At 59.6% G+C, this 20,659-nt stretch carries 19 protein-coding genes; 11 read left to right on the plus strand and 8 right to left on the minus strand.

The genetic code is table 11. The annotated features are described in order from the left end of the window. Positions 1–96: 96 nt before the first annotated feature. Together metG and HDF16_RS11130 are read right to left on the minus strand one after the other, a co-directional pair. Positions 97–2,397: a methionine--tRNA ligase gene (gene metG / locus HDF16_RS11125; RefSeq protein WP_184216597.1), complete on the minus strand. Its 2,301-nt coding sequence runs from the start codon at positions 2,395–2,397 to the stop codon at positions 97–99. 242 nt (positions 2,398–2,639) lie between these two features. Beyond that, complete coding sequence (locus tag HDF16_RS11130; RefSeq protein WP_184216598.1) at positions 2,640–3,395, minus strand: FadR/GntR family transcriptional regulator; 756 nt, start codon at positions 3,393–3,395, stop codon at positions 2,640–2,642. A gap of 151 nt (positions 3,396–3,546) precedes the next feature. Between HDF16_RS11130 and HDF16_RS11135 the strand changes: the two genes are divergently transcribed. Both HDF16_RS11135 and HDF16_RS11140 read left to right on the plus strand, forming a co-directional pair. Then, positions 3,547–6,591, plus strand: coding sequence for a sensor histidine kinase (locus HDF16_RS11135; RefSeq protein ID WP_184216600.1), 3,045 nt, complete (start codon positions 3,547–3,549; stop codon positions 6,589–6,591). After that, positions 6,588–7,226: a response regulator gene (locus HDF16_RS11140; RefSeq protein WP_184216602.1), complete on the plus strand. Its 639-nt coding sequence runs from the start codon at positions 6,588–6,590 to the stop codon at positions 7,224–7,226. Before HDF16_RS11135 ends, HDF16_RS11140 begins: the two co-directional genes overlap by 4 nt. A gap of 20 nt (positions 7,227–7,246) precedes the next feature. Here the strand turns inward: HDF16_RS11140 and HDF16_RS11145 are convergent, their stop codons facing one another. Together HDF16_RS11145 and HDF16_RS11150 are read right to left on the minus strand one after the other, a co-directional pair. Next, positions 7,247–8,104, minus strand: a complete 858-nt coding sequence (locus tag HDF16_RS11145) for a site-2 protease family protein (protein ID WP_184216604.1) — start codon at positions 8,102–8,104, stop codon at positions 7,247–7,249. Between the two features lie 391 nt (positions 8,105–8,495). Beyond that, the gene (locus tag HDF16_RS11150; RefSeq protein ID WP_184216606.1) at positions 8,496–8,765 is read right to left on the minus strand and encodes an HU family DNA-binding protein; all 270 of its coding nucleotides are present in this window, start codon (positions 8,763–8,765) and stop codon (positions 8,496–8,498) included. Between the two features lie 317 nt (positions 8,766–9,082). Between HDF16_RS11150 and dcd the strand changes: the two genes are divergently transcribed. The 6 genes from dcd (at position 9,083) to HDF16_RS11180 (ending at position 14,087) form a co-directional block, all read left to right on the plus strand. Further along, a complete protein-coding gene (gene dcd / locus HDF16_RS11155) occupies positions 9,083–9,637 on the plus strand; it encodes a dCTP deaminase (protein WP_184216607.1) in 555 nt (184 codons plus the stop codon). 60 nt (positions 9,638–9,697) lie between these two features. Further along, positions 9,698–10,354 carry a response regulator transcription factor gene (locus tag HDF16_RS11160; protein WP_184216609.1) on the plus strand — a complete coding sequence of 219 codons (657 nt, stop codon included), beginning with the start codon at positions 9,698–9,700 and terminating at the stop codon, positions 10,352–10,354. A 436-nt stretch (positions 10,355–10,790) separates the two neighbouring features. Further along, positions 10,791–11,489: a lipid-binding SYLF domain-containing protein gene (locus tag HDF16_RS11165; RefSeq protein WP_184216611.1), complete on the plus strand. Its 699-nt coding sequence runs from the start codon at positions 10,791–10,793 to the stop codon at positions 11,487–11,489. A gap of 135 nt (positions 11,490–11,624) precedes the next feature. Further along, positions 11,625–12,524 carry a lysophospholipid acyltransferase family protein gene (locus HDF16_RS11170; protein WP_184217448.1) on the plus strand — a complete coding sequence of 300 codons (900 nt, stop codon included), beginning with the start codon at positions 11,625–11,627 and terminating at the stop codon, positions 12,522–12,524. Next, positions 12,524–13,453, plus strand: a complete 930-nt coding sequence (gene lpxD / locus HDF16_RS11175; protein WP_184216613.1) for a UDP-3-O-(3-hydroxymyristoyl)glucosamine N-acyltransferase — start codon at positions 12,524–12,526, stop codon at positions 13,451–13,453. Before HDF16_RS11170 ends, lpxD begins: the two co-directional genes overlap by 1 nt. A gap of 4 nt (positions 13,454–13,457) precedes the next feature. Next, a complete protein-coding gene (locus HDF16_RS11180) occupies positions 13,458–14,087 on the plus strand; it encodes a hypothetical protein (protein ID WP_184216615.1) in 630 nt (209 codons plus the stop codon). Between the two features lie 77 nt (positions 14,088–14,164). On the opposite strand, the gene HDF16_RS11185 is transcribed toward HDF16_RS11180, so the two are convergent. Beyond that, positions 14,165–14,590, minus strand: coding sequence for a TA system VapC family ribonuclease toxin (locus HDF16_RS11185; protein ID WP_184216617.1), 426 nt, complete (start codon positions 14,588–14,590; stop codon positions 14,165–14,167). Beyond that, positions 14,574–14,804 carry a hypothetical protein gene (locus HDF16_RS11190; protein WP_184216619.1) on the minus strand — a complete coding sequence of 77 codons (231 nt, stop codon included), beginning with the start codon at positions 14,802–14,804 and terminating at the stop codon, positions 14,574–14,576. Before HDF16_RS11190 ends, HDF16_RS11185 begins: the two co-directional genes overlap by 17 nt. Positions 14,805–15,202: 398 nt before the next feature. Here HDF16_RS11190 and HDF16_RS30200 point away from each other — a divergent pair, with 398 nt between their 5' ends. The 3 genes from HDF16_RS30200 to HDF16_RS11205 all read left to right on the plus strand — a co-directional run bounded on the left by HDF16_RS30200 (position 15,203) and on the right by HDF16_RS11205 (position 17,329). Beyond that, the gene (locus HDF16_RS30200; RefSeq protein ID WP_221312680.1) at positions 15,203–15,769 is read left to right on the plus strand and encodes a DUF6985 domain-containing protein; all 567 of its coding nucleotides are present in this window, start codon (positions 15,203–15,205) and stop codon (positions 15,767–15,769) included. A gap of 910 nt (positions 15,770–16,679) precedes the next feature. Further along, entirely contained in the window at positions 16,680–17,105 is a 426-nt protein-coding gene (locus HDF16_RS11200) for a hypothetical protein (protein ID WP_184216621.1), read from the plus strand. After that, positions 17,105–17,329 (plus strand): helix-turn-helix transcriptional regulator, encoded by a 225-nt coding sequence (locus HDF16_RS11205; RefSeq protein ID WP_184216623.1) that lies wholly within the window; start codon positions 17,105–17,107, stop codon positions 17,327–17,329. Before HDF16_RS11200 ends, HDF16_RS11205 begins: the two co-directional genes overlap by 1 nt. A gap of 179 nt (positions 17,330–17,508) precedes the next feature. Here HDF16_RS11205 and HDF16_RS11210 read toward each other — a convergent pair whose 3' ends face one another. Together HDF16_RS11210 and HDF16_RS11215 are read right to left on the minus strand one after the other, a co-directional pair. Continuing rightward, positions 17,509–19,080, minus strand: a complete 1,572-nt coding sequence (locus tag HDF16_RS11210; RefSeq protein ID WP_246409017.1) for a M16 family metallopeptidase — start codon at positions 19,078–19,080, stop codon at positions 17,509–17,511. Continuing rightward, positions 19,077–20,612: a M16 family metallopeptidase gene (locus tag HDF16_RS11215; protein ID WP_246409018.1), complete on the minus strand. Its 1,536-nt coding sequence runs from the start codon at positions 20,610–20,612 to the stop codon at positions 19,077–19,079. Before HDF16_RS11215 ends, HDF16_RS11210 begins: the two co-directional genes overlap by 4 nt. Positions 20,613–20,659 lie beyond the last annotated feature (47 nt).

Here is a 20,659-nt window from a genome sequence, read left to right on the forward strand (position 1 = left end):
CGTCTCAGAATCGAGACATGGGGCACCCTTACGTTGGCGGCGAGATAGCACTCGGGTGCCCCACATCTCGCCTTTGAGATGTGGGACGTAAGACGCTTATCTGAGCCGCGATCCCAAAGCTATCTCTTCCCCAAACGTAGCCAGAACCGGCTTCCCATTCTCCCCATGGCTGGCGGCGAGCAGCATCCCGTGGCTCTCCAACCCACGCATCTTCCTCGGAGCGAGATTTGCGATGACGACGATGTTCCGCCCGATCAGGTCTTCGGGCGTATACCACTCGGCGATGCCGGAGAGGATTTGGCGCTTCTCGTAGCCGAGATCGACCTCGAGCCGGAGCAGCTTGTCGGCCTTGGGAATGCGCTCGGCGACGATGATCTTGGCGACGCGGAGGTCGATCTTTACGAAGTCGTCGATCGCGATCTGCGGAGTGTCGGGAATCTCCGACGCGGCTGCAGCGTTGGCGAAGGGCGCGGAGGCAGGCGCTTCCGTGTGCGAGGGCGTGCCGGGGCGCTCAGTGGTCAGGGCGGCGCTGCCGGCGACGTGAGTTGCTGCGTTGTCGCTGGAGATCGCGGTGCGCGGTCCGGCGGCGGGGTGATGCGAGGGGTGGTTCTCCTCGGCGGTGGGTGAAGCCTCGTCGATGAGGCTGGTCTGGGTCTTGGCGGCAGCAGCGGCCTGGGCGTTGTTCTCTTCGGTTGCGATCATGGCTTGGATGAGTTCCTTGGGTGCTCGGGGAAAGATGGGGGCGAGCGGGCCGAGCTTGGTGCCGGGTTTCAGGCCGCCCCATTTTAGGTCTTTGAGTTCGCCGTTCTTTGCGGCTGCTTCGATTGGATTTTTGAAGCCAAGCTGCGACCAGACTTGCGCGGTGGCGTGCGGAAGGATCGGGTAGAGGAGGGCGGTGATGATGCGGATGGATTCAGCGGCGGTGTAGAGAACTTCGCCACGCTTCAAGTCTTCCTCGGGACTTCCTTTCAGTTTCCACGGAGCGTGCATCGTTAGATAGCCGTCGACTTGGCCAACTAGCCTCAAAATTTGACTGGCTGCGGAATAATCTTCGAACCACTTGAAAGAGTCGAAAATTGCACCCACCATCTCTTCACGGAGCCTGTCACTTCCAAGCGTTACGCGTGTCGTCCCATCTAACAATCCAGTTTCAAAACTCTTGAAAAAAAGAGCTTCTGAATCTGGAGGCTGCGGAATAGTTTCGAACGTATTTTGTATCTGAGTGAGTGTTCGGTTGACGAGGTTGCCGTAGCCATTCGCCAGATCGCTGTTGTAGCGCTGTACAAAAGCGTCGAAGCTGAAGCTGCCATCCTGTCCGAATGGAATTTCGCGGAGGAGGAAGTAGCGCAGTACATCCGTTGCGAAGAGGTCTTGTTCGGCTTTCAAAAGTTCGGGCTTGAGCGAGCCGAAGGCGTCAAGGATGGTCTCGGTGCGGACGACGTTGCCGCGCGACTTCGACATCTTCGACTCTTCGAAGAGGAGCCAGCCGTTGGCGACGATCGATTTCGGCACCCACTTGTCGTTCCACTCTGCTTCGGTGAGCGTGGAGTCTGCCGGGCGCAGAGCCATCAGGAAAGCGGGCCAGTAGACGCAGTGGAAGCGGATGATCTCCTTGCCGACGAGGTGCAGGTTGGCGGGCCAGTAGCGCTCGAATTTCGCGATGTCTTCAGGCTTGTCGGAGCCGTAGCCGACAGCAGTCATGTAGTTGGCCAGCGCGTCGAGCCAGACGTAGATGACGTGGGAATCGTCGCCGGGGACGGGGATGCCCCACTTGAAGCTGGTGCGCGAGATGCTTAGGTCTTTAAGGCCCCCGCGAACAAACGAAAGAATCTCGTTGCGGCGCGAGTCGGGCTGGATGAGGAGTTCGTTCGACTCGATGCGGGCAGCAATGCGATCGCCGTATGCGGAGAGCTTGAAGTAGTAGTTCGACTCGCTGATGGTCTCGGTGATGTTGCCGCAGTCGGGACAGGGCTCGCCGGGGCCGACCTCGACGTAGGCCTCATCGGAGACGCAGTACTGGCCAGTGTAGGTGTCGGTGTAGATGGCGTCGTTCGCCTGCAGGTCGGCGAAGAGCTTCTGGACGCCCTGCTTGTGGCGGGCTTCGGTGGTGCGGATGAAGTCGTCGTTGGTGATGCCCATGCGGACCCAGAGGTCTGAGAAGGTCTTCGAGACCTGGTCGGCGAACTGCTGCGGCGGGATGCCTGCGGCGGCGGCGCTGCGCTCGATCTTCTGGCCGTGCTCGTCGGTGCCGGTGAGGAACCAGGTGTCGTCGCCGAGGAGGCGGTGGCGGCGCGCGATGACGTCGGCGACGATGGTCGAGTACGCGTGGCCGATGTGCGGGCGCGCGTTGACGTAGTAGATCGGGGTGGTGAGGTAGAACTTTTTGTCGGAAGGCATCGCAAAGGCCAGTTTACCAGCAGGGTGTAGGGGGTAGGGTGTAGTGCCTGCGAGGTTGGGGCAGAGAGGTTCGGACGGTCTGGGCGATACGGGCGGAATGCGGGGATTTTTCGCGGTGCTCAGAATTACGGCAAAAGGCAAATGCAAGTGCAAACGCAGATTCTCTTCGGGAATGACAAACAAAGGGGAGTTGGTCACGAGTGTCGGCTGGCGGTATTTCGCTAAACCCTATTCCCTACAGCCTAGCGTTTGGCTGGGTCAGCAGGTGTATCGGTCGCCGTTTGTGGCGTGCCGACTTCCGATGCCTGGGACATGCGGGCCAGGTTCAGGTGATCTTCCATCGCCTTGCGGGCGGCGGGCGGGTTGTGGGAGCGGATAGCGCGGTAGATCTCGCGGTGCATCCCGGCCGACTCTTTCAGGTCGAGTGAATTGTCGACGGTGAGGCGGCGATTGTCGTAGAGGTTCGAGGCGATGGTCTCCATGAGCGCCCCCAGAATCGGATTGCCCGACGCCCGGGCGATTGTCCGGTGGAAGCGGACGTCGTGGACGAGGTACTGCTGAGGATCGTCGAGTGCGGCGTACATCTCGGTGACCTCTTCGGAGAGTTCGGCGATCTGCTCGTCGGTGGCGCGCTCGGCGGCTAGGGCGGCGATGCTGGATTCGACGACGAGGCGGGCCTCGAACATCTGCCAGGGCAGGAAGTGGTGCAGCGAGCCCAGGACGGAGAGGGAACTGGAGTCGAGCGCGGCGGGGCCGGTGGAGACGAAGGTTCCAGCGCCATGGCGGCTCTTGAGCACACCCATGGCGGAGAGGAAGCCGATGCCGGAGCGCAGGGTAGACCGGCTGATCTTGAGCGTTCGGGCGAGTTCGCGCTCGGGCGGGAGGCGGTCGCCGGGGTTTAGCTCGCCACGGTCGATGAGGCTGCGGACGTGCTCGACCACTTGCTGGGTGAGTTGACTGTGAGACGCGGAGTCGGCTGGAGTTTCTTTGGATTTCATGGCTGTATGAGTTGGAAAGCTGGAGAAGGGTAACACGATGGAGACGGTGGGTTCCTGCATGAGGCGATTGGGCTTAGTGTAGTAAGCAATGATGCTGGAGGGGTTTGCGATTGACTGCGTGAGGGTTGGGCGCGGCCGTTTGATGCGGTTGATGATGCTCTTTCTGCTGCTGTGGGGAGCGGCCCGGGAAAGTCACGCGCTGGGGACGGGCAAGCCGCTGAAACAGTATGGGCGGCAAAGCTGGCAGAGCGACTCTGGGCTGCCGCAGAACACGGTCCACGCGGTGGCGCAGACGCGGGAGGGCTTTCTGTGGCTGGCGACCGAAGGCGGCCTTGTGCGGTTCGATGGCCAGGAGTTTCGGACGTACGACAGAAGCAATACGCCGGAGTTGCCGGGAGACTCGATTGAGGGGCTATCGGTCGATGGGCGCGGGGTGCTTTGGGTTAGTTGCGCGGGTGGACTGGTGCGCCTGGAGGGTGGCAAGTTTGGGCGTGTGGCTGGGGCCGCGCAGACGGCACGCGTCGTGAAGGTTCTGCGCAATGGGGACGTCCTGATCGCGCAGGAAGGCCGGTTGGTGATTGGCGGACAGGCGGGATATCAGAGGCTGGCTGGCGTCTCGGGTGAGTTGGTGGCTGAGAGTGCTGACGGGATGCTGTGGATTGCTTCGGGGCGTGAGGTGGTTTGGGCCGCCGAGCGGACCGGTGTCGTTGGTGGAAGGTTCGCGGTTGCGGATATCGGGGAATTGCAGGCCATAGCGTCTGGAGAGCGCGGAGAGGTCTGGGTGGGCGGCCACGATGGTTTCGCACTGTTCCGTGATGGCACGAGAGTTTCTGTCGGTCCTGGGAGCGTGACTTCGATTCTTCCAATGCCGAACGGCGAGGCGTGGATTGGCACGGATCGCGGCCTGATCCGGTATCGCGCGGGGCTGCAGGAGCGCGTCGCCGCAAGCGGCATCGCAAGCGGGCGGGTGGAACAATTATTTCGCGACCGCGAGGGCTCAGTTTGGGTGATCTTCGAAGGTGGCGTGTCCAGGATAGCGGCGGACGGATCTCTGCAGGAGGCAATTGATCTGCCCGGTGTGCTGTCGATCTCCGAGGACAGCGAAGGGGACATGTGGTTCGGCACCGATGCGGGAGGGGCAACGGTGCTGCGGGAGCAGGCGTTCACCACGCTGACCGTGCAGGATGGGTTGTCGGACGACTTTGTGCGCGCGGTCTTTCAGGATCATGTGGGCAGGGTTTGGATCGGGACAAATCGTGGTGGTCTGAACGAGGTTGTGGGCGGGAAGATCACCGCGATTCGGGCCGGAAAAGCTGATGGGCTGGCAAGCAACGTCGTGCTGGCGCTGGCGGAGTCGGGTGGCGATCTCTTCGTGGGGACGCCGGATGGATTGAACCGTCTCCATGATGGAAGGTTTGAGTTGTTTACGACCGCCAATGGGCTGCCGGATGATTTTGTACGGTCGTTGTATACCGATGCCGACGGGTCGTTGTGGATTGGCACACGTGGCGGCCTTTCGCACTACGCACATGGGCGATTTACGTCGTACTCCACGCTCGATGGACTAGGCAGCAATCTGATCGGAAGCATTCTGCGGGCGCGCGACGGGACGCTGTGGGTGGGGACGCTGGGCGGTGTAAGCCGGTTCGACGGGGCGGGGTTCAAGAACTTCACGCAGCGCGATGGGATGGGTGGAGATGCGATCACGACGCTGGCCGAGGATAGCGTCGGGACGATCTGGATCGCGGCACACGGGGCGGGTCTGACGCGGCTGCGCGGAGGCGTCTTTACGGCGGTTTCGGCGGCGAAGGTGGGGTTGCCGAGCGAGATCTACAGCGTGCTGGAAGACCAGTCGAAGAACTTGTGGATGGGCACGGCGAAGGGCGTGTACCGCGTGCCGTCGGCGGGATTGAATGCGTTTGTTGAAGGGCGTGCTGCTACGTCTGGCGGAGAGGCGTTCGGCGTTGCGGACGGGATGAAGATCAGCGAGTGTAGCAGCGGAGGCCGGCCGGCAGGATGGAGGATGCAGGATGGCAGCCTGTGGTTCGCGACGCTGAAGGGCGTGGCGTCGATCCATCCCGAGTCACACTTCGAACGCAGGAACGAGCCCGTCGCAGCGATTGAGCAGGTGGCGATCGACGACCAGTTGGTGAAGGATTGGGCTGAGGGGTCGTCCGGGGAGGCGCTGGTGGTGCCTGCCGGACGCGAGCGGGTCACGATTCACTATGCGGCGCCCCGCTTCCGGACGCCGCAGAAGGTGATCTTCCGTTACATGCTGGTCGGGTTTGACCATGATTGGGTGATGGCCGGCTCGCGGCGAACGGCTTACTACACGAACATTCCTGCGGGGACGTACCGGTTCCTGGTGTCGGCTTCGAATGGCGACGGGGCATGGAGCGAATCTTCGGCTGCGATGCAGATCGTGGTGAAGCCGCGGTTCTACCGGACGTGGTGGTTCTATCTGCTGCTGGCTTTGCTGGTGGCCTGCGCAACGTACGGTGTGTATTGGCTGCGGGTGCGGTCGGTAGAGGCGAGCTACCAGGCAGTGATGGGAGAACGCAACCGGATCGCGCGGGAGATCCACGACACGCTGGCGCAGGGATATGTCGGAGTTTCGCTGCAGCTTGAGATGGTTGGGCGGCTGCTCAAGGCATCGCGCTCTTCGGCGGGCGAGGCCGGACCGATTGAAGGGCTAGTGGAATCAACGAAAGAGATGGTTCGGAGCAGCCTGGAGGAGGCGCGGAGTTCGATATGGAATCTGCGGTCGGCGCAATCGGATGCAGAGGCGGAGACGCTTCCGGCGCGGTTGGCGGCGGCTGTGAGGATGAAGCAGCGGGGCAGTGCTGCGGCGATCCGTCTGACGGTGAGGGGAACGTTCCGGCCGCTCGAGCGTTCTGTAGAAGACGAGATGTTGAGGATTGGGCAAGAGGCGGTGAGCAACGCAGTGCGGCATGCTTCCGCCAACGCCGTGGAGGTCGTGCTGAAGTACGATACGGGGTGGCTGGAGCTGAAGGTATCGGACGATGGAACGGGATTCGTGCGGACATCGGCGGCTGGGCACTATGGGCTGCAGGGGATTGAGGAGCGGGCAGCGGCGATTGGTGCGAAGCTTAGGATTGAGAGCAGCCCCGGAGCGGGAACCATGGTCGAGGCAAGGCTGGGCATCGCAGGGAAGAAGAGAGCGGAGCAAGAATGAACGAGCAGCTAGAAGATGCAATTCGGATTTTGATCGTGGAAGACCATCAGGTGGTACGGCAGGGCTTCGTAGCGCTGCTGCGAATGGTGGGCGGCATGGACGTAGTAGCAGAGGCATCGAGCGGAGCGCAGGCTGTGGAACTTTACCGTCTCCATAAGCCTGATGTGACGCTGATGGATCTGCGCATGCCCGGCATGGGCGGCGTGGAGACGATCACCGCCATCCGCGAAGGGTTTCCTGATGCGCGGGTGATTGTGCTGACGACGTTCGATGGCGACGAGGATATCTATCGCGCAATCCAGGCTGGAGCGCGGGGATACCTGTTGAAGGGGATGAGCATCGACGAACTGGTCGAGGCGATCCAGACGGTGCATCGCGGCAGATCGAAGATTCCTGCGGCAATCGCGGAACGATTAGCGGAGCGGCTTTCGGGGAATGCTTTGACAGAGCGGGAGACCGAGGTGTTGAAGACGATCGCATTGGGAAAGAGCAATAAGGAGATCGCCAGCGCCCTGTTCATCTCGGAGGCGACGGTGAAGACGCATATTAACAATCTGCTGAGCAAGCTTGGAGCGACAGACCGGACGCAGGCGGCGCGGATCGCGCTACAGCGGGGGATTGTGCACCTGGATTGACCGGAAACCGCTTGGCACAGTTAGAAGCCCCTGTGAATCCGCAACAGGACGCGGGTGAGACTCATGCCGGTGATGGGCTGGGTCGAGACGGTGAGCAGGAAGATCGCTAGGCACAACGGGACGACCACCAGCCACTCCACGCTGAGCGGAGTCCGGTCGCGGCTCCTGAAGTACTTCGTGGAAGGCTGGACCAGGACCAAAGCGAGGAAGAGCCAGCCAATCCATTCGACTGTGCCGAGATAGAGGACGGCTCCGATCGAGCACGCCGAGATGATCCTGTGCAGCCGTGGGGAGAGGGCGTAAAGAATGTGTCCGCCATCGAGGCGGCCGGCCGGAATGAGAGTCAATGCCGTAAGGAGCAGACCGCTCCAGGCGGCAACGAGCACGGGATGGGGCAGCATTTGTAAGACGGGCGGGATGTCCGGATAGGATGCGAGCATCGTGGATCTCAGGATGCCGATAAGCGCCGGAGCGGAGATTCGAAGCAAGGAAACGTTGGCGTGGGCGTCGATCGATGCGGAGTGGGTAAGCCCGTAACAGGTGGCTGCTACAGCGACGACAAATCCGGCGACGGGGCCTGCAGCGCCGATCGCGATCGTCTCTGCCCGCGAATTGGGACGGGATCGTCTGCGGCCGAAGTTGCCGAAGTCTTCCGTGTAGGATGTTGCCGCTGGAACGGCACCGCCTAAGGCGTAGCTAGTGCCGAGAAGACGACGCGCAAAGTAGTGTCCAAGGCGATGCGCGCCGAAGATAGCGAATAGAGTCAAGGAGAAGGGCAGACCCTCAGTGACGAGTCGCAGATGATGCCATGCCCAGGCAAACGGAATGAGATCGACGGTGGATGTGAGCGGCGGTTGACCGTTCTGAAAGTCGAACATGCATCGCATTCCGATAGCCGTGGCTGCGATGAAGCCGATGACCCAAAGAAACCTGAAGACCGATTTTGGAACGTGGCGGGGCCGGACTACCGAATCCGAACTGGAGCGTGAATCCTCTGCGCGAATGCGGGGATTTCGGCTTTGGATTGGTATAGTCGCGCGGACAGACGGCATTTGCAGCAGGGCCTCGAAAAAGTTTGAAAGTGCAGCAGGCCACTCGGAGGGTTTAACCACACGGGGGCAAAAGTTCAGATCGAAGAAGGCTCTGCGTCGAAGCAAAGGGTTGCATCCGGACAGTTGAACTGCCAGGAAACGGACGAGGGGGCTCTACGACGACTGAAAGACGAGTCGAGCGCACTTCTGACGTTTGATGAGATGCGTCGGAGAAGAGCTAATCGATGAGATGCAGCTCTTTGCCGGGCTTGAAGCGGACTGCCTTGCCTGGGGCGATGCTGACCTCGGCACCTGTCCTCGGATTGCGTCCGATTCCGGTCTTCCGCGGCTTGACGGTGAAGACCCCGAACCCCCGCAACTCGATCCGTTCGCCGGTGACCAGCGTCCGCTTCATGCTCTCGAAGATGGCATCGACGGCCAACTCTGCTTTCGACCTTGGAAGTCCAGTACGCTCGACGACTCTTTGTATGAGGTCCTGCTTGATCACGAGGAAGTACCTTTCCTTGGTGTTTCCTGGGGCTGTGCGCGAGATGTTTGTCGGATCGTTGCGTCAGCGGATGCGCGGATCGGGCGATGGTGTAATTGCAAACCATGCTCCCCGGGCATCTGCATGTCGGAGGTAAAACAGGCTTGCTGGGCTCTGTCGTACTGATGGTAGAAATCGTAAGCTGCGTTGTCAATGAGTTTAGCGTGCCGTAAAGTTAATGGTTCGGGAAGCTCAGCGCCCATGTTATGGCACACGCAAGTAACCGCGTGATGTGCTGGCGGTTACCTGTTGATTTGGAAAGGGACACAGAAAACACTATGGCAATCAAGAGCGACCGCTGGATCCGTGAACAGGCAGTCAACCATAAGATGATCGAGCCGTTCAGCGAGAAGCAGGTCCGTGACGGAGTCATCTCCTACGGGCTGTCGTCGTATGGATATGATCTTCGGGTCTCGGATGAGTTCAAGATCTTCACCAACGTCAACAGCGCGATCATCGATCCGAAGGCGTTCGATGAACGCTCCTTCGTTACTGTTCAGGCACCGAGCGTGATCGTTCCGCCGAACTCGTTTGCGCTGGCGCGTTCGATCGAGTACTTCAAGATTCCGCGGGACGTCCTCACGATCTGTGTCGGAAAATCGACCTACGCTCGATGCGGAATCATCGTGAATGTGACGCCTTTTGAGCCGGAGTGGGAAGGTTTCGTAACGCTCGAGATCTCAAATACCACCCCCCTGCCCGCCAAGGTGTACGCAAATGAAGGACTTTGCCAGATTCTCTTCTTCCAATCCGACGAGGTCTGCGAGGTGAGCTATGCGGACCGAAAAGGTAAATATCAAAATCAGACTGGAATTGTGCTTCCGAAGCTGTAATATCGCAGCGTAACTGCATTCATCTATTGGCCTCAAATACTGAGCAAAGGTCGTGGAGAGATGAAGGAAAAGCTGTTGGCGGCGCAGGAGCGCCTGCATCTGGTCGCTTCAAATAGTATGAGGATCGCCGGAATTCAAGGGGTGTACGGCGATCCTTGCGGACTACAAATTGTTCCACTCACTCTTGAAGACGCACTGCTGAGGGATGTTGACGAGGTTCTCCTGGTCGACGCAGATTCGGTAATGCCGCTCTTCGAGATGCTGTCCAGGCTGCGCGGTCGACGGCCGCTCGCCCGTGTCATTGTGATCGGTATCGATCATGATGAGACTTATGTTGAGTGCGTGATTGCGGCGGGGGCCAAGGGATTTCTCGGAGCAAATGCCAGCGCCGACGAGTTTCGCTACGCCATTTACAACGTGCGGGAGGGATCGATCTGGGCTACCCGGAGAGTCCTCTCGCGTCTGGCTGAGCGTCAATTGTTGCAACGGCTTCCAGACAAGATCGATCCTTCGGTGCGATTTACTGAAAAGGAGTGCCAGATCATCCGGCTGCTCCTGGACGGCAAATGCAATCGCGAGATTGGATTGAGCATGGGGATTGGACCGTTTACGGTGAAGGCCCATCTTGGAAGGATCATGCGCAAGGCTGGAGTGGGCAACCGCATCGAGTTGACCATGTTCGCAGTGAAGCATCAATCGATCGCCTTAGCGGGCTAGCGACATAGGTACGATCGCTATGCAAACGGCGAAGACGGTCCGCTAGTCAAGGAGCCGTGGGTACCTGCGTGCGAGTACGAGAGGAGCTGTTAGCCGCCGACATGTTTACGTTTGAGTAAACATGTCGGTGACGAAAGTCTACAGACCTCGGTACCCTTGAAGGATCGGCTGGGCTGAACGATGCTTCATTCAGTTACACAGACTTGGGAGAGTGGGGTTGAGGGTTGGGCAGAATGAAAATTCTTCCTGGCTCACAACCCCCATTTTTTTGCCTCTTTCTGAGGGCGGTCAAAGCGACTTGAAAACGTCAATCCGTCGGCGCGTGCAACTCCTATGTCGCAATATCCATCTGACATTATGTGATTGGATTTAGAGCGGAGTCTGCGCCATGCGGGTTCGCTAATCCGACAAGATTTCATCAATGAAAGGTACGGACATGAGAAAGTTTGCGGGATTGGTTTGCACGATGGCGCTGGCAGCGAGTTCACTGGCAGCATTTGGAGAAGCAGATAAGGCGAAGCTGGACGAGCGTCTACTTAGCGCACGTGATGTCATCAACGAAGTGATGGCGACCCCGGACAAGGGCATTCCTCAGAGCATCCTCGCTGGCGCTTCCTGCGTTGTTGTAATTCCTTCGTTCAAGAAGGGTGCTTTCATTGCCGGCGCTCAGTACGGCCAGGGTGTTGCGACTTGCCGGACGCCGAACGGCTGGAGTTCGCCGGTGTTCGTACAGCTCGCGGGTGGTAGTTTCGGGTTCCAGATTGGTGGACAGTCGACTGACCTCGTACTAGTTGCGATGAACCAGAACGGTCTGCAGGACATGCTGAAGTCGAAGTTCAAGATTGGCGGCGACGCTGCTGCTGCTGCTGGCCCGGTTGGTCGTAACGCACAAGCTGGGACGGACTGGAAGCTGAATGCAGAGTTCCTGACCTATTCGCGTAGCAAGGGCCTGTTTGCTGGTATCGACCTTGATGGCACGGTGCTTTCCCAGAACGCCGATGATACGCGGACGTTTTACGGCGCCGACGTTCCTTTCCAGACGGTCCTACATGGAGACAAAGTAGTCCCGACCGAAGCGAAGCCATTCGTTCGCACGGTTGCCAAGTACTTCGTCGTATCGCGCGACAATCAGTAAGCGAAGTTGAACTTATCGCGAGAGAGGCGGCCTACGGGCCGCCCTTTTGCTTTGGTGCTCTGTGTGACTCGTAACAGGTAGACTGAAGGCTTGAGCAAAACTGTTCCATCCGACTCTTCGCGACCCGGTGTGACGATGCGCCATCGGCTCGAGTTCGCCGTTGTCTGGTGCATCACGCGCGTGCTCGGAGCTCTGCCGCGCGAGGTTGCCAGGACAGTGGGAGCAGGGGTTGGAGCGTTTGCCTACGCCGTTCTGAAGCGGTTGCGGATGGTGGGTGTCCGGAACCTGGAGATGGCGTTTCCGGAGTGGAGTGAAGAGCGGCGCGAGCATACGTTGCGCGGTGTCTACCGCAACCTTGGATACCTGCTCGCAGAGTTCGCGCAGATGTCGAGTTACACGCCTGATGTGGCGCGTAGCTTGATCCGTTACGAGGGGCTGGAGAATTATCTTGCGGCGCGGGGTAAGGGCAAAGGAGTGCTGGTGCTTACAGGGCATCTCGGGGCGTGGGAGCTATCGAGTTTCCATCATTCGCTGATGGGCTTCCCGATGGGAATGGTGATTCGTCGGCTGGACAATCCGCTGGTGGATGAGTTTGTGAATCGCATCCGGTGTCTGCATGGGAACAAGGTACTGCATAAGGACGACTTCGCTAGAGGCTTGATTGCCGCTATGCGCCACGGCGAGACGGTGGGAATTTTGATGGACACGAACATGACTCCACCGCAGGGTGTTTTCGTGCCATTCTTTGGGCGGATGGCTGCGACAGCTTCGGGAATGGCGCGGGTCGCGCTGAAGACCGGGGCGGCGGTGGTGCCGGGCTTTCTGCTTTGGAGCGAGGACGAAGGGCGTTATGTGCTGCGGTTCGGCGAGCGGATTGAGCTGGAGAATACGGGTGATTCTGAGCGGGACGCGATTGCGAATACGGCAAACTTCACCAAGGTGATCGAGTCGTATATTCGAGAGTATCCGGACCAGTGGCTGTGGATGCACCGGCGCTGGAAGACGCGTCCTGCAGGCGAAGAGGGGCTTTACTGATGGCGAAGGCTGGAGAGATTGCGGCGTGGCTCGGGGTGGAATTGGAGCCGGGAGCGGATGTCGGGGTCGAGTTACTTGCGGTGTCTAGTATCGAGGCTGCAGAGATTTCGTCGATCGTCTTTGCGACGGATGGGAAGAATTTGGCGGTGGCCGTTGATTCGGCGGCGGGCTTGATTCTTGCGGGCCATCGTGCGGCTGAGGGTGTTGGTGATCTGCGTGTGCTTCGCGTGGCGGATGCTCGGCTGGCGTTTGCTAAAGTGGCCCAACGATTGGGCGCCTCGAAGCGAGTGACGGAGATTCATGCGACGGCTGTTGTGGATGCAACGGTGACGCTGGGTGAGGGCACGCGGGTGGGCGCTGGTAGCGTGCTTGAGGAGGGTGTGACGATTGGGCGTGATTGCGAGATCGGGCCTCGGGTGGTGATCTATGCGGGGACGCGGCTGGGTGACCGGGTGAACGTGCAGGCGGGAGCGGTGCTGGGCGGCAAGGGGTTCGGATACGCGCGAGATTCAGCTACGGGCGAGTACACATTATTTCCGCAGCAGGGGACGCTGGTGATCGAGGACGATGTGGACATCGGGGCGAATACGACGATCGATCGCGGGGCGCTGGGCGAGACGCGGATTGGGGCGGGGTCGAAGCTGGATAACCTCGTCCATATCGGACATAACTGCGTGATCGGGCGGAACGTGGTGATTGCGGCGCAGACGGGGATCTCGGGGTCGAGCGTGGTGGAGGATGGGGCGATTCTTGGGGGGCAGGTGGGGATTGGCGAGCATGCGCTGGTGGGGAAAGGAGTGATACTTGGGGGTGGCGCTGGCGTGCTCAGTAACAAGAAGATGCAGGGGCCGGGGCAGGTGTTCTGGGGTCGGCCGGCGCGGCCTTTGAAGGAGTATTTGAGGGATCTGGCTTCGTTGAAGAAGAGGTAGCGACGTGGCGATTGTGGTGGTCGGCGGGCATACGCGGAATATCGGGAAGACGAGCGTGGTGGCGGGGCTGGTGCGCGCGCTGCCGGAGATGCGGTGGACGGCGTTCAAGATTACGCAGTTCGGGCATGGGGTGTGCTCGGCGAACGGGGAGCCGTGCGACTGCGAGACAGCGGAGCACACGATTGCGGTAAGTGAGGAGCGCGACGGGGCTACGGGGACGGATTCGGCGCGGTACCTGGAGGCGGGGGCGGTGCGGTCGTTCTGGGTGAGGACTCGACAGGGGCAGCTTGCGGAGGCGATGCCTCGGTTGCGGAAGGAGTTTGAGCTCGCGCAGGCGGATGGTGGGAATGTGATTGTGGAGTCGAACAGTGTTCTGCGGTTTCTAAGGCCGGATGTTTTTCTGACGGTGCTCGACCCGGCGACGAAGGACTTTAAGGAGTCGGCGCTGCGGTATCTGGATCGGGCGGACGCGGTGCTGCTGCCGGAGCTTGAGATAGGAAGGCCGGAGTGGAGTGGGGTCTCGCTGAAGCTGATCGAGGGGGTGCCGAGATTTCAGATGAAGCTGCCGGGGTATGTGACGGAGGAGATCGCGGAGTTTGTGGGGGAGAAAGTTATAAAGGTGGAGTGCGCTTAAGCGCCTGCGCTTTCTTTGTTATGTTTGTGGCACGATCCCACCCATGGCCAAGTGCGAGCCATGGGTGGGGCACCCGGCTAGCCGAGCAGTTTGATGGCGACGCTACCTAAAGCCACGAAGCTGCGATCTAGCGTGACGATGGTTACGTTTGCATTCCGGGCGAAGGCGGCAAGGTATCCGTCTGTCCACACATTCGGGCCACCTTTGAGTTGACGGCCCAATTGGCGCCATTCTTCGCTGAAGTCCGGGCGTTCTGGAAGAAAGACTGCGCGATCATCAGCTCGCCACTCGTCGTAGACACGCCAAGCTTCAACGGGAGTCAAAACGTCATTGCCCATGACGTGGGCGTTCGTCAAAAGGCGTAGGAAACCCAATTCGCTGACACGGCAGAAGGCAATTCGTTCGTCCGCTAAACCGCTCAGCCACTCATTGGCTATGGGTTGGTGGACGTGCCGGGCTGAAGTGAGCGCAATCCAAACGTTGACATCAGGCAAGAAGATCATCGAAGTTGAAGTCTCTTAAATCCATCGTGCCGGGCTGCCTTGAGGACAGGAGTGGTGAGACTACCCGCTTCGAAGAGGAAGCGGGAACAGGCCTAGCCTCTAACTCGCGCTCGGATGCGCGCAGGATGAAATCCTCGATCGTCACTCCCTGCGCGTGGGCGGCTTGTTCAGCCTTGCGATAGGTCGGCTCTGGCAACTCGATCGTGGTTCGCATGCGCTACCTCTGCGAAGATTATATTCGGTCTTAGGCAGGATGCCACGCCAGATGCCCGGTTCTTGAGCTGCGCGAAGGGCGGGGCACGTCTCGCTGAAGCTGATCGAGGGAGTGCCGAGGTTTCAGATGAGGCTGCCGGGGTATGTGACGGAGGAGATCGCGGAGTTTGTAGGGGAGAAAGTTATAAAGGTGGAGTGCGCGTAAGCGCCTGCGCTTTCTTTGTTATGTTTGTGGCACCATCCCACCCATGGCCAAGTGCGAGCCATGGGTGGGGCACCCGGCATCAAGCGATTCGCTCAGTCAGCTAGATCCGTCCTTGTAGAAGTCAGACCCTCTGATGGGTGCCCCGCCCATGAATCGCTCTTGGTTATCTGATCGTTTGGAGGTTGAATAAATCGATGCTAGATATAAAGCCAGAATTCGTGCTCGAAGGCGATTTCTACTGGACAACTTCAGCAGTATTTCCATCTTGGAATGGGTTTCAGAGCCGGTTGGGGACGTACGGCTCTCAGGATCAAGCCGAGCCTTCTGACGGCAAAGTTCGAATTGTGTTTGCTCCGCAAGGGAGAGGAATCGAGCCGCTCAGCGCTTCAGAGATAGCATCGGTTTTTTGGGTGATCGAAAATGAGGCTTTGATTTCAGAAGCTCTCATTTCATCCTTAGTGAAAAAGTATCCAGTCCTGCAAAAACAATATGGATTCTCGGACGATGAGGAGGCCAAACTCATGCCGGATGTAAAATCCGCTGATGATTTTCGTTCACTCATCGGCCTTTCCTCGGTCAATATCCATCAGGTGCAGAAAGATGGAACCCCGTATGCAGGTTTTGAGTTTGGTTGTGCCTGGGACGATGAGCACGGGCTAGGTGTTTTGATGCACGGTACCCGAACGGTGGAAATAGGTGGGGCAGACACAGCAATATTATTGTGGATTGCAGAAGAAGACGCGCGCACGCAAGAGCGCTAGGCCGGATGAGCTACCCATAACTAGTTTTTGGTCATGCTGGGCCTCGGTGGAGGCAGGCTCTCTCTTGTTCCATGTCCATTCCGACTTTATCTCTACCCGTCCAGTCTCCCCGGTCAGCCAGTGGTTAGAGCTTGACCGTGGACATTCTTCAGGATTGTTTAAAGGTTGCGTTTGAGGGAATGCGATGGATGTGTCGAAGCGACCTATCCGCTCCCTGTGGAAGCCTGTGGAAAAGTGGTTGAAAAAAAGAACGAAGTGTGGGCTTAAGTGGTCTGGAATGTTAGAGATAGACCGTTCCGGTAGGGCTAAAGTCGTGCAAGTAGGCGACTTAACCCCTAAAGTCGTCAAAGTAAAGGGATTCGTCGGGCCTAATGCATAAACCCCGGCTATGGCCGGGGTTTTCCTGATCTCTATTTAAATCGTATCAGGTTGGATGGGGTAAATGGGCAAGTTTCTGCTCCTCGTAAGTCGCTTGGAATGTGATGGATGCGGGTCGTTTTAAGCGGGTGGGGGCTTGACAAGGTTTAACGGAGCGGTCGGATAAGGCATACCCCAGGGGCTTAAGCCGCGTTTTTGTCTGGTTGGAAAATACCACGGCTGAAGCCTTGGCTTACCTAGAGGCAAAGGCAGGGGGCGCTCCATTGCGCATCGCGATGATGCTGCGATGCTCCGGTCGAGGAGGCGGACTCCAATTGGATTTGGCGGTGGCGTTGATCCCACCCATGGCCAAGTGCGAGCCATGGATGGGGCACCCGAAATGGTGGCGACGCTCAAGTGCAATAGCAGATTCCCTTAGGGAATGACAAACAACGGCGGAACGGGTGAGGACGTTGTGTAAGAAATGTTTGACATTGCAATGAGGCGCGGCTACAGTTCTCAATGTCAAACATTTCTTACATGGAGATTGCCGATGTCTACGCTTTCGTATCAGGAGAAGTCGCTCTACGGGACGCTCATCGCGGACCTGCTGGTTTACATTCCTTACTTCATCTACATCATGCACAATCCCACTACGCTTACGAGCATCGTGGGGACGATCATCGTGCTGATCGTGGCGCATATCGTGCTGCAGACCGTGATCGCGATTGCTTCGCGAAACCGGGTTACGGATGAGCGTGACCGGCAGATTGCGGGGCTTGGGTATCGCAATGCTTACTTCGTGCTGGTGACGATGATCCTCGGCGGGATGGGACTGCTTTGGCTTCATGCCGTGCATGGCGAGCTGAACCCGAACCACATGGGGCTGCACTTCCTGAGCGCGTTTCTGGGGATGGTGGTGGTTTCGGAGTTGGTGAAGATTGTGACGCAGCTGGTGGCGTACCGGAGGTCGATCTAATGGGCGGCATTCGGAACAAGGTTCGCGACCTGAGGGCGGTGCATGAGATGACGCAGCAGCAGCTTGCCGACAGAATCGAGCTGACTCGGCAGACGGTGATTGCGATTGAGGGCGATAAGTATTCGCCGTCGCTGGAGACGGCTTTTCGGATTGCGAATGTGTTTGGGGTGGGGTTGGAGGAGGTGTTTCAGTATGAGGAGGTGAAGAAGAAGGGGAAGAGGTAGTAGAGCCCACATCTCGGGGGCGAGATGTCGGGCGGCTTGACTCTGAGTTCGTTCGCTGGGGATGTAGTCGTGGGGGTGATCCCACCCATGGCCAAGTGCGAGCCATGGATGGGGCACCCGAATTGGTGGCTGTCGTAAACGCAGATTACCTTCGGGAATGACAAACAAAAACGAGACAGTTATTGCTGGGGTGGGCCTCCGGGTGGGGTGCCGGGGATGGTGATGTCGAGCGTGGTGACTTTGCCGAGGGTGGAGACAGGTGTCGTCATCTCGGACTGGTTGCCTACTACGAGGATTGCTAGTTTTGAGGCGTCGATGTACTTGTTGGCCACGCGGGAGACGTCGGCGGCGGTGACGGATTCGATGCCGGTTTTGTACTTCTCGAGGAAGTCTTTGGGGTAGCCGAAGAAGGCGAGGGTGACCTGCTCGTTGAGGGTCTTGTCGGGCGAGTCGTAGCGGAAGATGAAGGAGTTGAGCTGCTCTTCCTTCGCTTTGCGGAGCTCGTCGGGGGTGGGTGGGACGGTCTTGAGCTTGCCGATCTCGTCGAGCATGGCCTGGGTGGCGGCGACGGTGCTGGCGCTCTTGGTGGAGGCGGTGACCTCGAAGACGCCGGGGTGATCGTAGGAGGAGCCGTAGGCTCCGCTGACCTGGTAGGCGAGGCCGAGCTTGGTGCGGACGTCCTGGAAGAGGCGTGAACCGAAGCCGCCGGAGAAGATCTCGTTCATGACGCTGAGGGCGTAGTAGTCGGGATTGTTGCGTTCTGTGCCGAGGCCGAGGATGGCGACGTTGGACTGGTTGACGTCCTTCTTATCGACGACATAGACGCCGGGTTTGGGGCCGGTAAAGTCGGCTTTGAATTTTGGCGTGGCTTTGCCGCGAGCGAGTGAGCCGAAGGTGCTGCGGAGCTTGGCCTCCATGGCGGCGGGGTCGAAGTCGCCGGAGACGGCGAGGATGATGTTGTTGGGGACGACGGTGGCGTCGTGCCAGGATTTGAAGTCGGCGAGGGTGACGGCGTCGACGGTGGCGTACTGGGCTTCGCGGCCGTAGGAGCTTTTGGGGCCGTAGACGAGGAGGCTGGCTTCGCGGGCGGCGATGCCGCTGGCGTCGTCGTTGCGGCGGGCTATGCCGGCTTCCATCTGTGACTTGGCCAGCTGGAGCTTGTCGGCTTTGAAGGCGGGGTGGAGGAGGAGATCGACGGTGGTGGTGAAGACGGAGTCGAAGTCGGACTTGAGGCTGGACCAGCTCATGGTGGTGAGGGCGACGCCTCCGCCGGTCTCGATGGTGGCGGCTTTGGCTTCGAGGCGGTCGTCGAGGATGTCGCCGTCGGCGGTGGCGGTGCCGCTGGTGCGCCAGGTCTGGCCGTAGAGAGAGACGAGGCCGGTTTTGGCGGCGGGTTCGTCGCGGCTGCCGCCTCGGATGAGGATGGTTCCGCTGATGAAGGGGAGTTCGTGGTCCTCCTGGAGGAAGATGACGAGGCCGTTGGGGAGCTCGATGCGGGTGGGCTCGGCGGGTTTGAAGGCGTGGAGGGGAGGGACTGGGATTTGCTTCCAGGGTTCGGGGGATTGGGCTTGGGTGGTTGAGGCGACGAGGAAAGCGGTGGCTAGACCCACCCATGGCCAAAGGCGAGCCATGGATGGGGCGCCCGAGGTTGGTGGCGCTACGGGCGAAATGCTGGGGTCTCTCCACTCGCTTTGCTCGGTCGAGATGACGGTTTTGGAGAGGGCTTGGGAAGTGCGGCTAAAGAGGTTCATTGGGCACCTCCTGTGCTGGCCGGAGCTCTCTGGGTGGGTGCCTGGAAGTCGATCTGGGCGCTGGTGCGGTTGCTGTCCATGAAGATCTTGTTGGCTACGCGGCGGACGTCGGACTTGGTGACGGCGTCGATCTTGTCGAGGTCGCGGAAGAGTTGGCGCCAGTCGCCGAAGCGGGTCTGGTACTCGGCTAGTTGATGGGCTAGGCCTTCGTTGTCGGCGAGGCCGCGGAGGAGGTCGGCGCGGGCGCGGGTCTTGAAGCGTTGTAGCTCTTCGTCGGAGATGTCGGTGGTCTTGAGGAGGTCGAGTTGCTTGTGGATGGCGTCGCGCATCTGCGTGGTGGTATGCCCGGGCAACGGGACGGCGTAGACGGCGAAGAGGCCGGGATATTTGTCGCCGGGGAAGCCACTGAATCCCTCTGCTTCCGCCGCGATGCCCTGGTCGCGGACCAAGGCGCGATAGAGGCGTGCGGTGCGGCCGTTGGAGAAGATATCGGTGATAGCGTCGTAGGCGGAGTCGTCTGGATCGCGGTAGTCGGGGCGGTGGTAGCCCTCGATGTAGAAGGGCTGGGTCTCTTCCTTGATGATGATGGACTTTTCGGCGAACTGCGGCGGCTCGATGGTGGTCATCGCAGCGGGCTTGGGGCCGGCGGGGATGGTGCTGAAGTACTTCTCGAGGACAGGCATCGTCTCGGTTGCCTTCACGTCGCCGACGATGGCGATGACAATGTTTGCGGGGACGTAGTACTTCTTGTGGAAGTCTTCGGCTTCGGTGGCGGTGACCTGGCTGATCTCGCTCTCCCAGCCGACGCCGCTGCGGCCATACGGATGGGCGACGTAGGCGGTGGCGAGGAACTGTTCGACCATGCGGCCGGTGGGGGAGGAGTCGATGCGCATGCGGCGCTCTTCCTGGACGACGTCGCGCTCTTTGTAGAACTCGCGCTCGACGGGGTGGGCGAGGCGGGAGCTTTCCATGTAGGCCCAGAGCTCGAGGCGATTGGACGGCATGGACCAGAAGAACTGGGTTGAGTCTTCGCCAGTCGAGGCGTTGAGGCCGACAGCACCGTTCTGTTCGGCGAGTTCGGAGAACTGGTTGGGGATGACGAACTTTTCGGCGTCTGCCTGGGCGGCGAGGAAGACTTTGTGTAGGGATTCTAGTTTTGCGGGATCCTGATGGACGAGGTTGCGGAGTTCGGCGTCGTAGGCAGCGTAGGCGATTTCGACCTTGGCGAGGGCGACTTTTTCGGCGGGGTAGTCGGTGGTGCCGATCTCGGTGGTGCCCTTGAAGGCCATGTGCTCGAACATGTGGGCGAGGCCGCTGGCACCCTGGGGATCATCGGCCGATCCGGCGTCGACGAGGGTGAAGTAGCTGAAAACAGGGGCGGTGGGACGCTCGCAGACGATCAGAGTGAGGCCGTTTGGTAGCACTTTGACGGTGGTGCGCTTTTCAAAGCTGGCGAGATCCTGGGCTTGAAGAAGAGGGGCTACAGCGAGGATGGTTCCGAACAAGGCAGCGGCGAGATGACGCAAACGCAACAGATGCACCTCCGAAATGATTTACCTAAGATACGCGATTGGCGTGC

Source organism: Granulicella aggregans (assembly GCF_014203275.1).
Lineage (GTDB): Bacteria > Acidobacteriota > Terriglobia > Terriglobales > Acidobacteriaceae > Edaphobacter.

Excerpts from the sequence above, each read along its gene's own strand:
- HDF16_RS30200 (WP_221312680.1), top strand. The coding sequence starts at position 15,203 with ATGCTAGATATAAAGCCAGAATTCGTGCTCGAAGGCGATTTCTACTGG.
- HDF16_RS11170 (WP_184217448.1), top strand. The coding sequence starts at position 11,625 with ATGCGCCATCGGCTCGAGTTCGCCGTTGTCTGGTGCATCACGCGCGTG.
- HDF16_RS11135 (WP_184216600.1), top strand. The coding sequence starts at position 3,547 with ATGATGCTCTTTCTGCTGCTGTGGGGAGCGGCCCGGGAAAGTCACGCG.
- HDF16_RS11200 (WP_184216621.1), top strand. The coding sequence starts at position 16,680 with ATGTCTACGCTTTCGTATCAGGAGAAGTCGCTCTACGGGACGCTCATC.
- HDF16_RS11160 (WP_184216609.1), top strand. The coding sequence starts at position 9,698 with ATGAAGGAAAAGCTGTTGGCGGCGCAGGAGCGCCTGCATCTGGTCGCT.
- HDF16_RS11165 (WP_184216611.1), top strand. The coding sequence starts at position 10,791 with ATGAGAAAGTTTGCGGGATTGGTTTGCACGATGGCGCTGGCAGCGAGT.
- HDF16_RS11145 (WP_184216604.1), bottom strand. The coding sequence starts at position 8,104 with ATGTTCGACTTTCAGAACGGTCAACCGCCGCTCACATCCACCGTCGAT.
- metG (WP_184216597.1), bottom strand. The coding sequence starts at position 2,397 with ATGCCTTCCGACAAAAAGTTCTACCTCACCACCCCGATCTACTACGTC.
- dcd (WP_184216607.1), top strand. The coding sequence starts at position 9,083 with ATGGCAATCAAGAGCGACCGCTGGATCCGTGAACAGGCAGTCAACCAT.
- HDF16_RS11140 (WP_184216602.1), top strand. The coding sequence starts at position 6,588 with ATGAACGAGCAGCTAGAAGATGCAATTCGGATTTTGATCGTGGAAGAC.
- HDF16_RS11130 (WP_184216598.1), bottom strand. The coding sequence starts at position 3,395 with ATGAAATCCAAAGAAACTCCAGCCGACTCCGCGTCTCACAGTCAACTC.
- HDF16_RS11210 (WP_246409017.1), bottom strand. The coding sequence starts at position 19,080 with ATGAACCTCTTTAGCCGCACTTCCCAAGCCCTCTCCAAAACCGTCATC.
- lpxD (WP_184216613.1), top strand. The coding sequence starts at position 12,524 with ATGGCGAAGGCTGGAGAGATTGCGGCGTGGCTCGGGGTGGAATTGGAG.
- HDF16_RS11205 (WP_184216623.1), top strand. The coding sequence starts at position 17,105 with ATGGGCGGCATTCGGAACAAGGTTCGCGACCTGAGGGCGGTGCATGAG.
- HDF16_RS11190 (WP_184216619.1), bottom strand. The coding sequence starts at position 14,804 with ATGCGAACCACGATCGAGTTGCCAGAGCCGACCTATCGCAAGGCTGAA.
- HDF16_RS11185 (WP_184216617.1), bottom strand. The coding sequence starts at position 14,590 with ATGATCTTCTTGCCTGATGTCAACGTTTGGATTGCGCTCACTTCAGCC.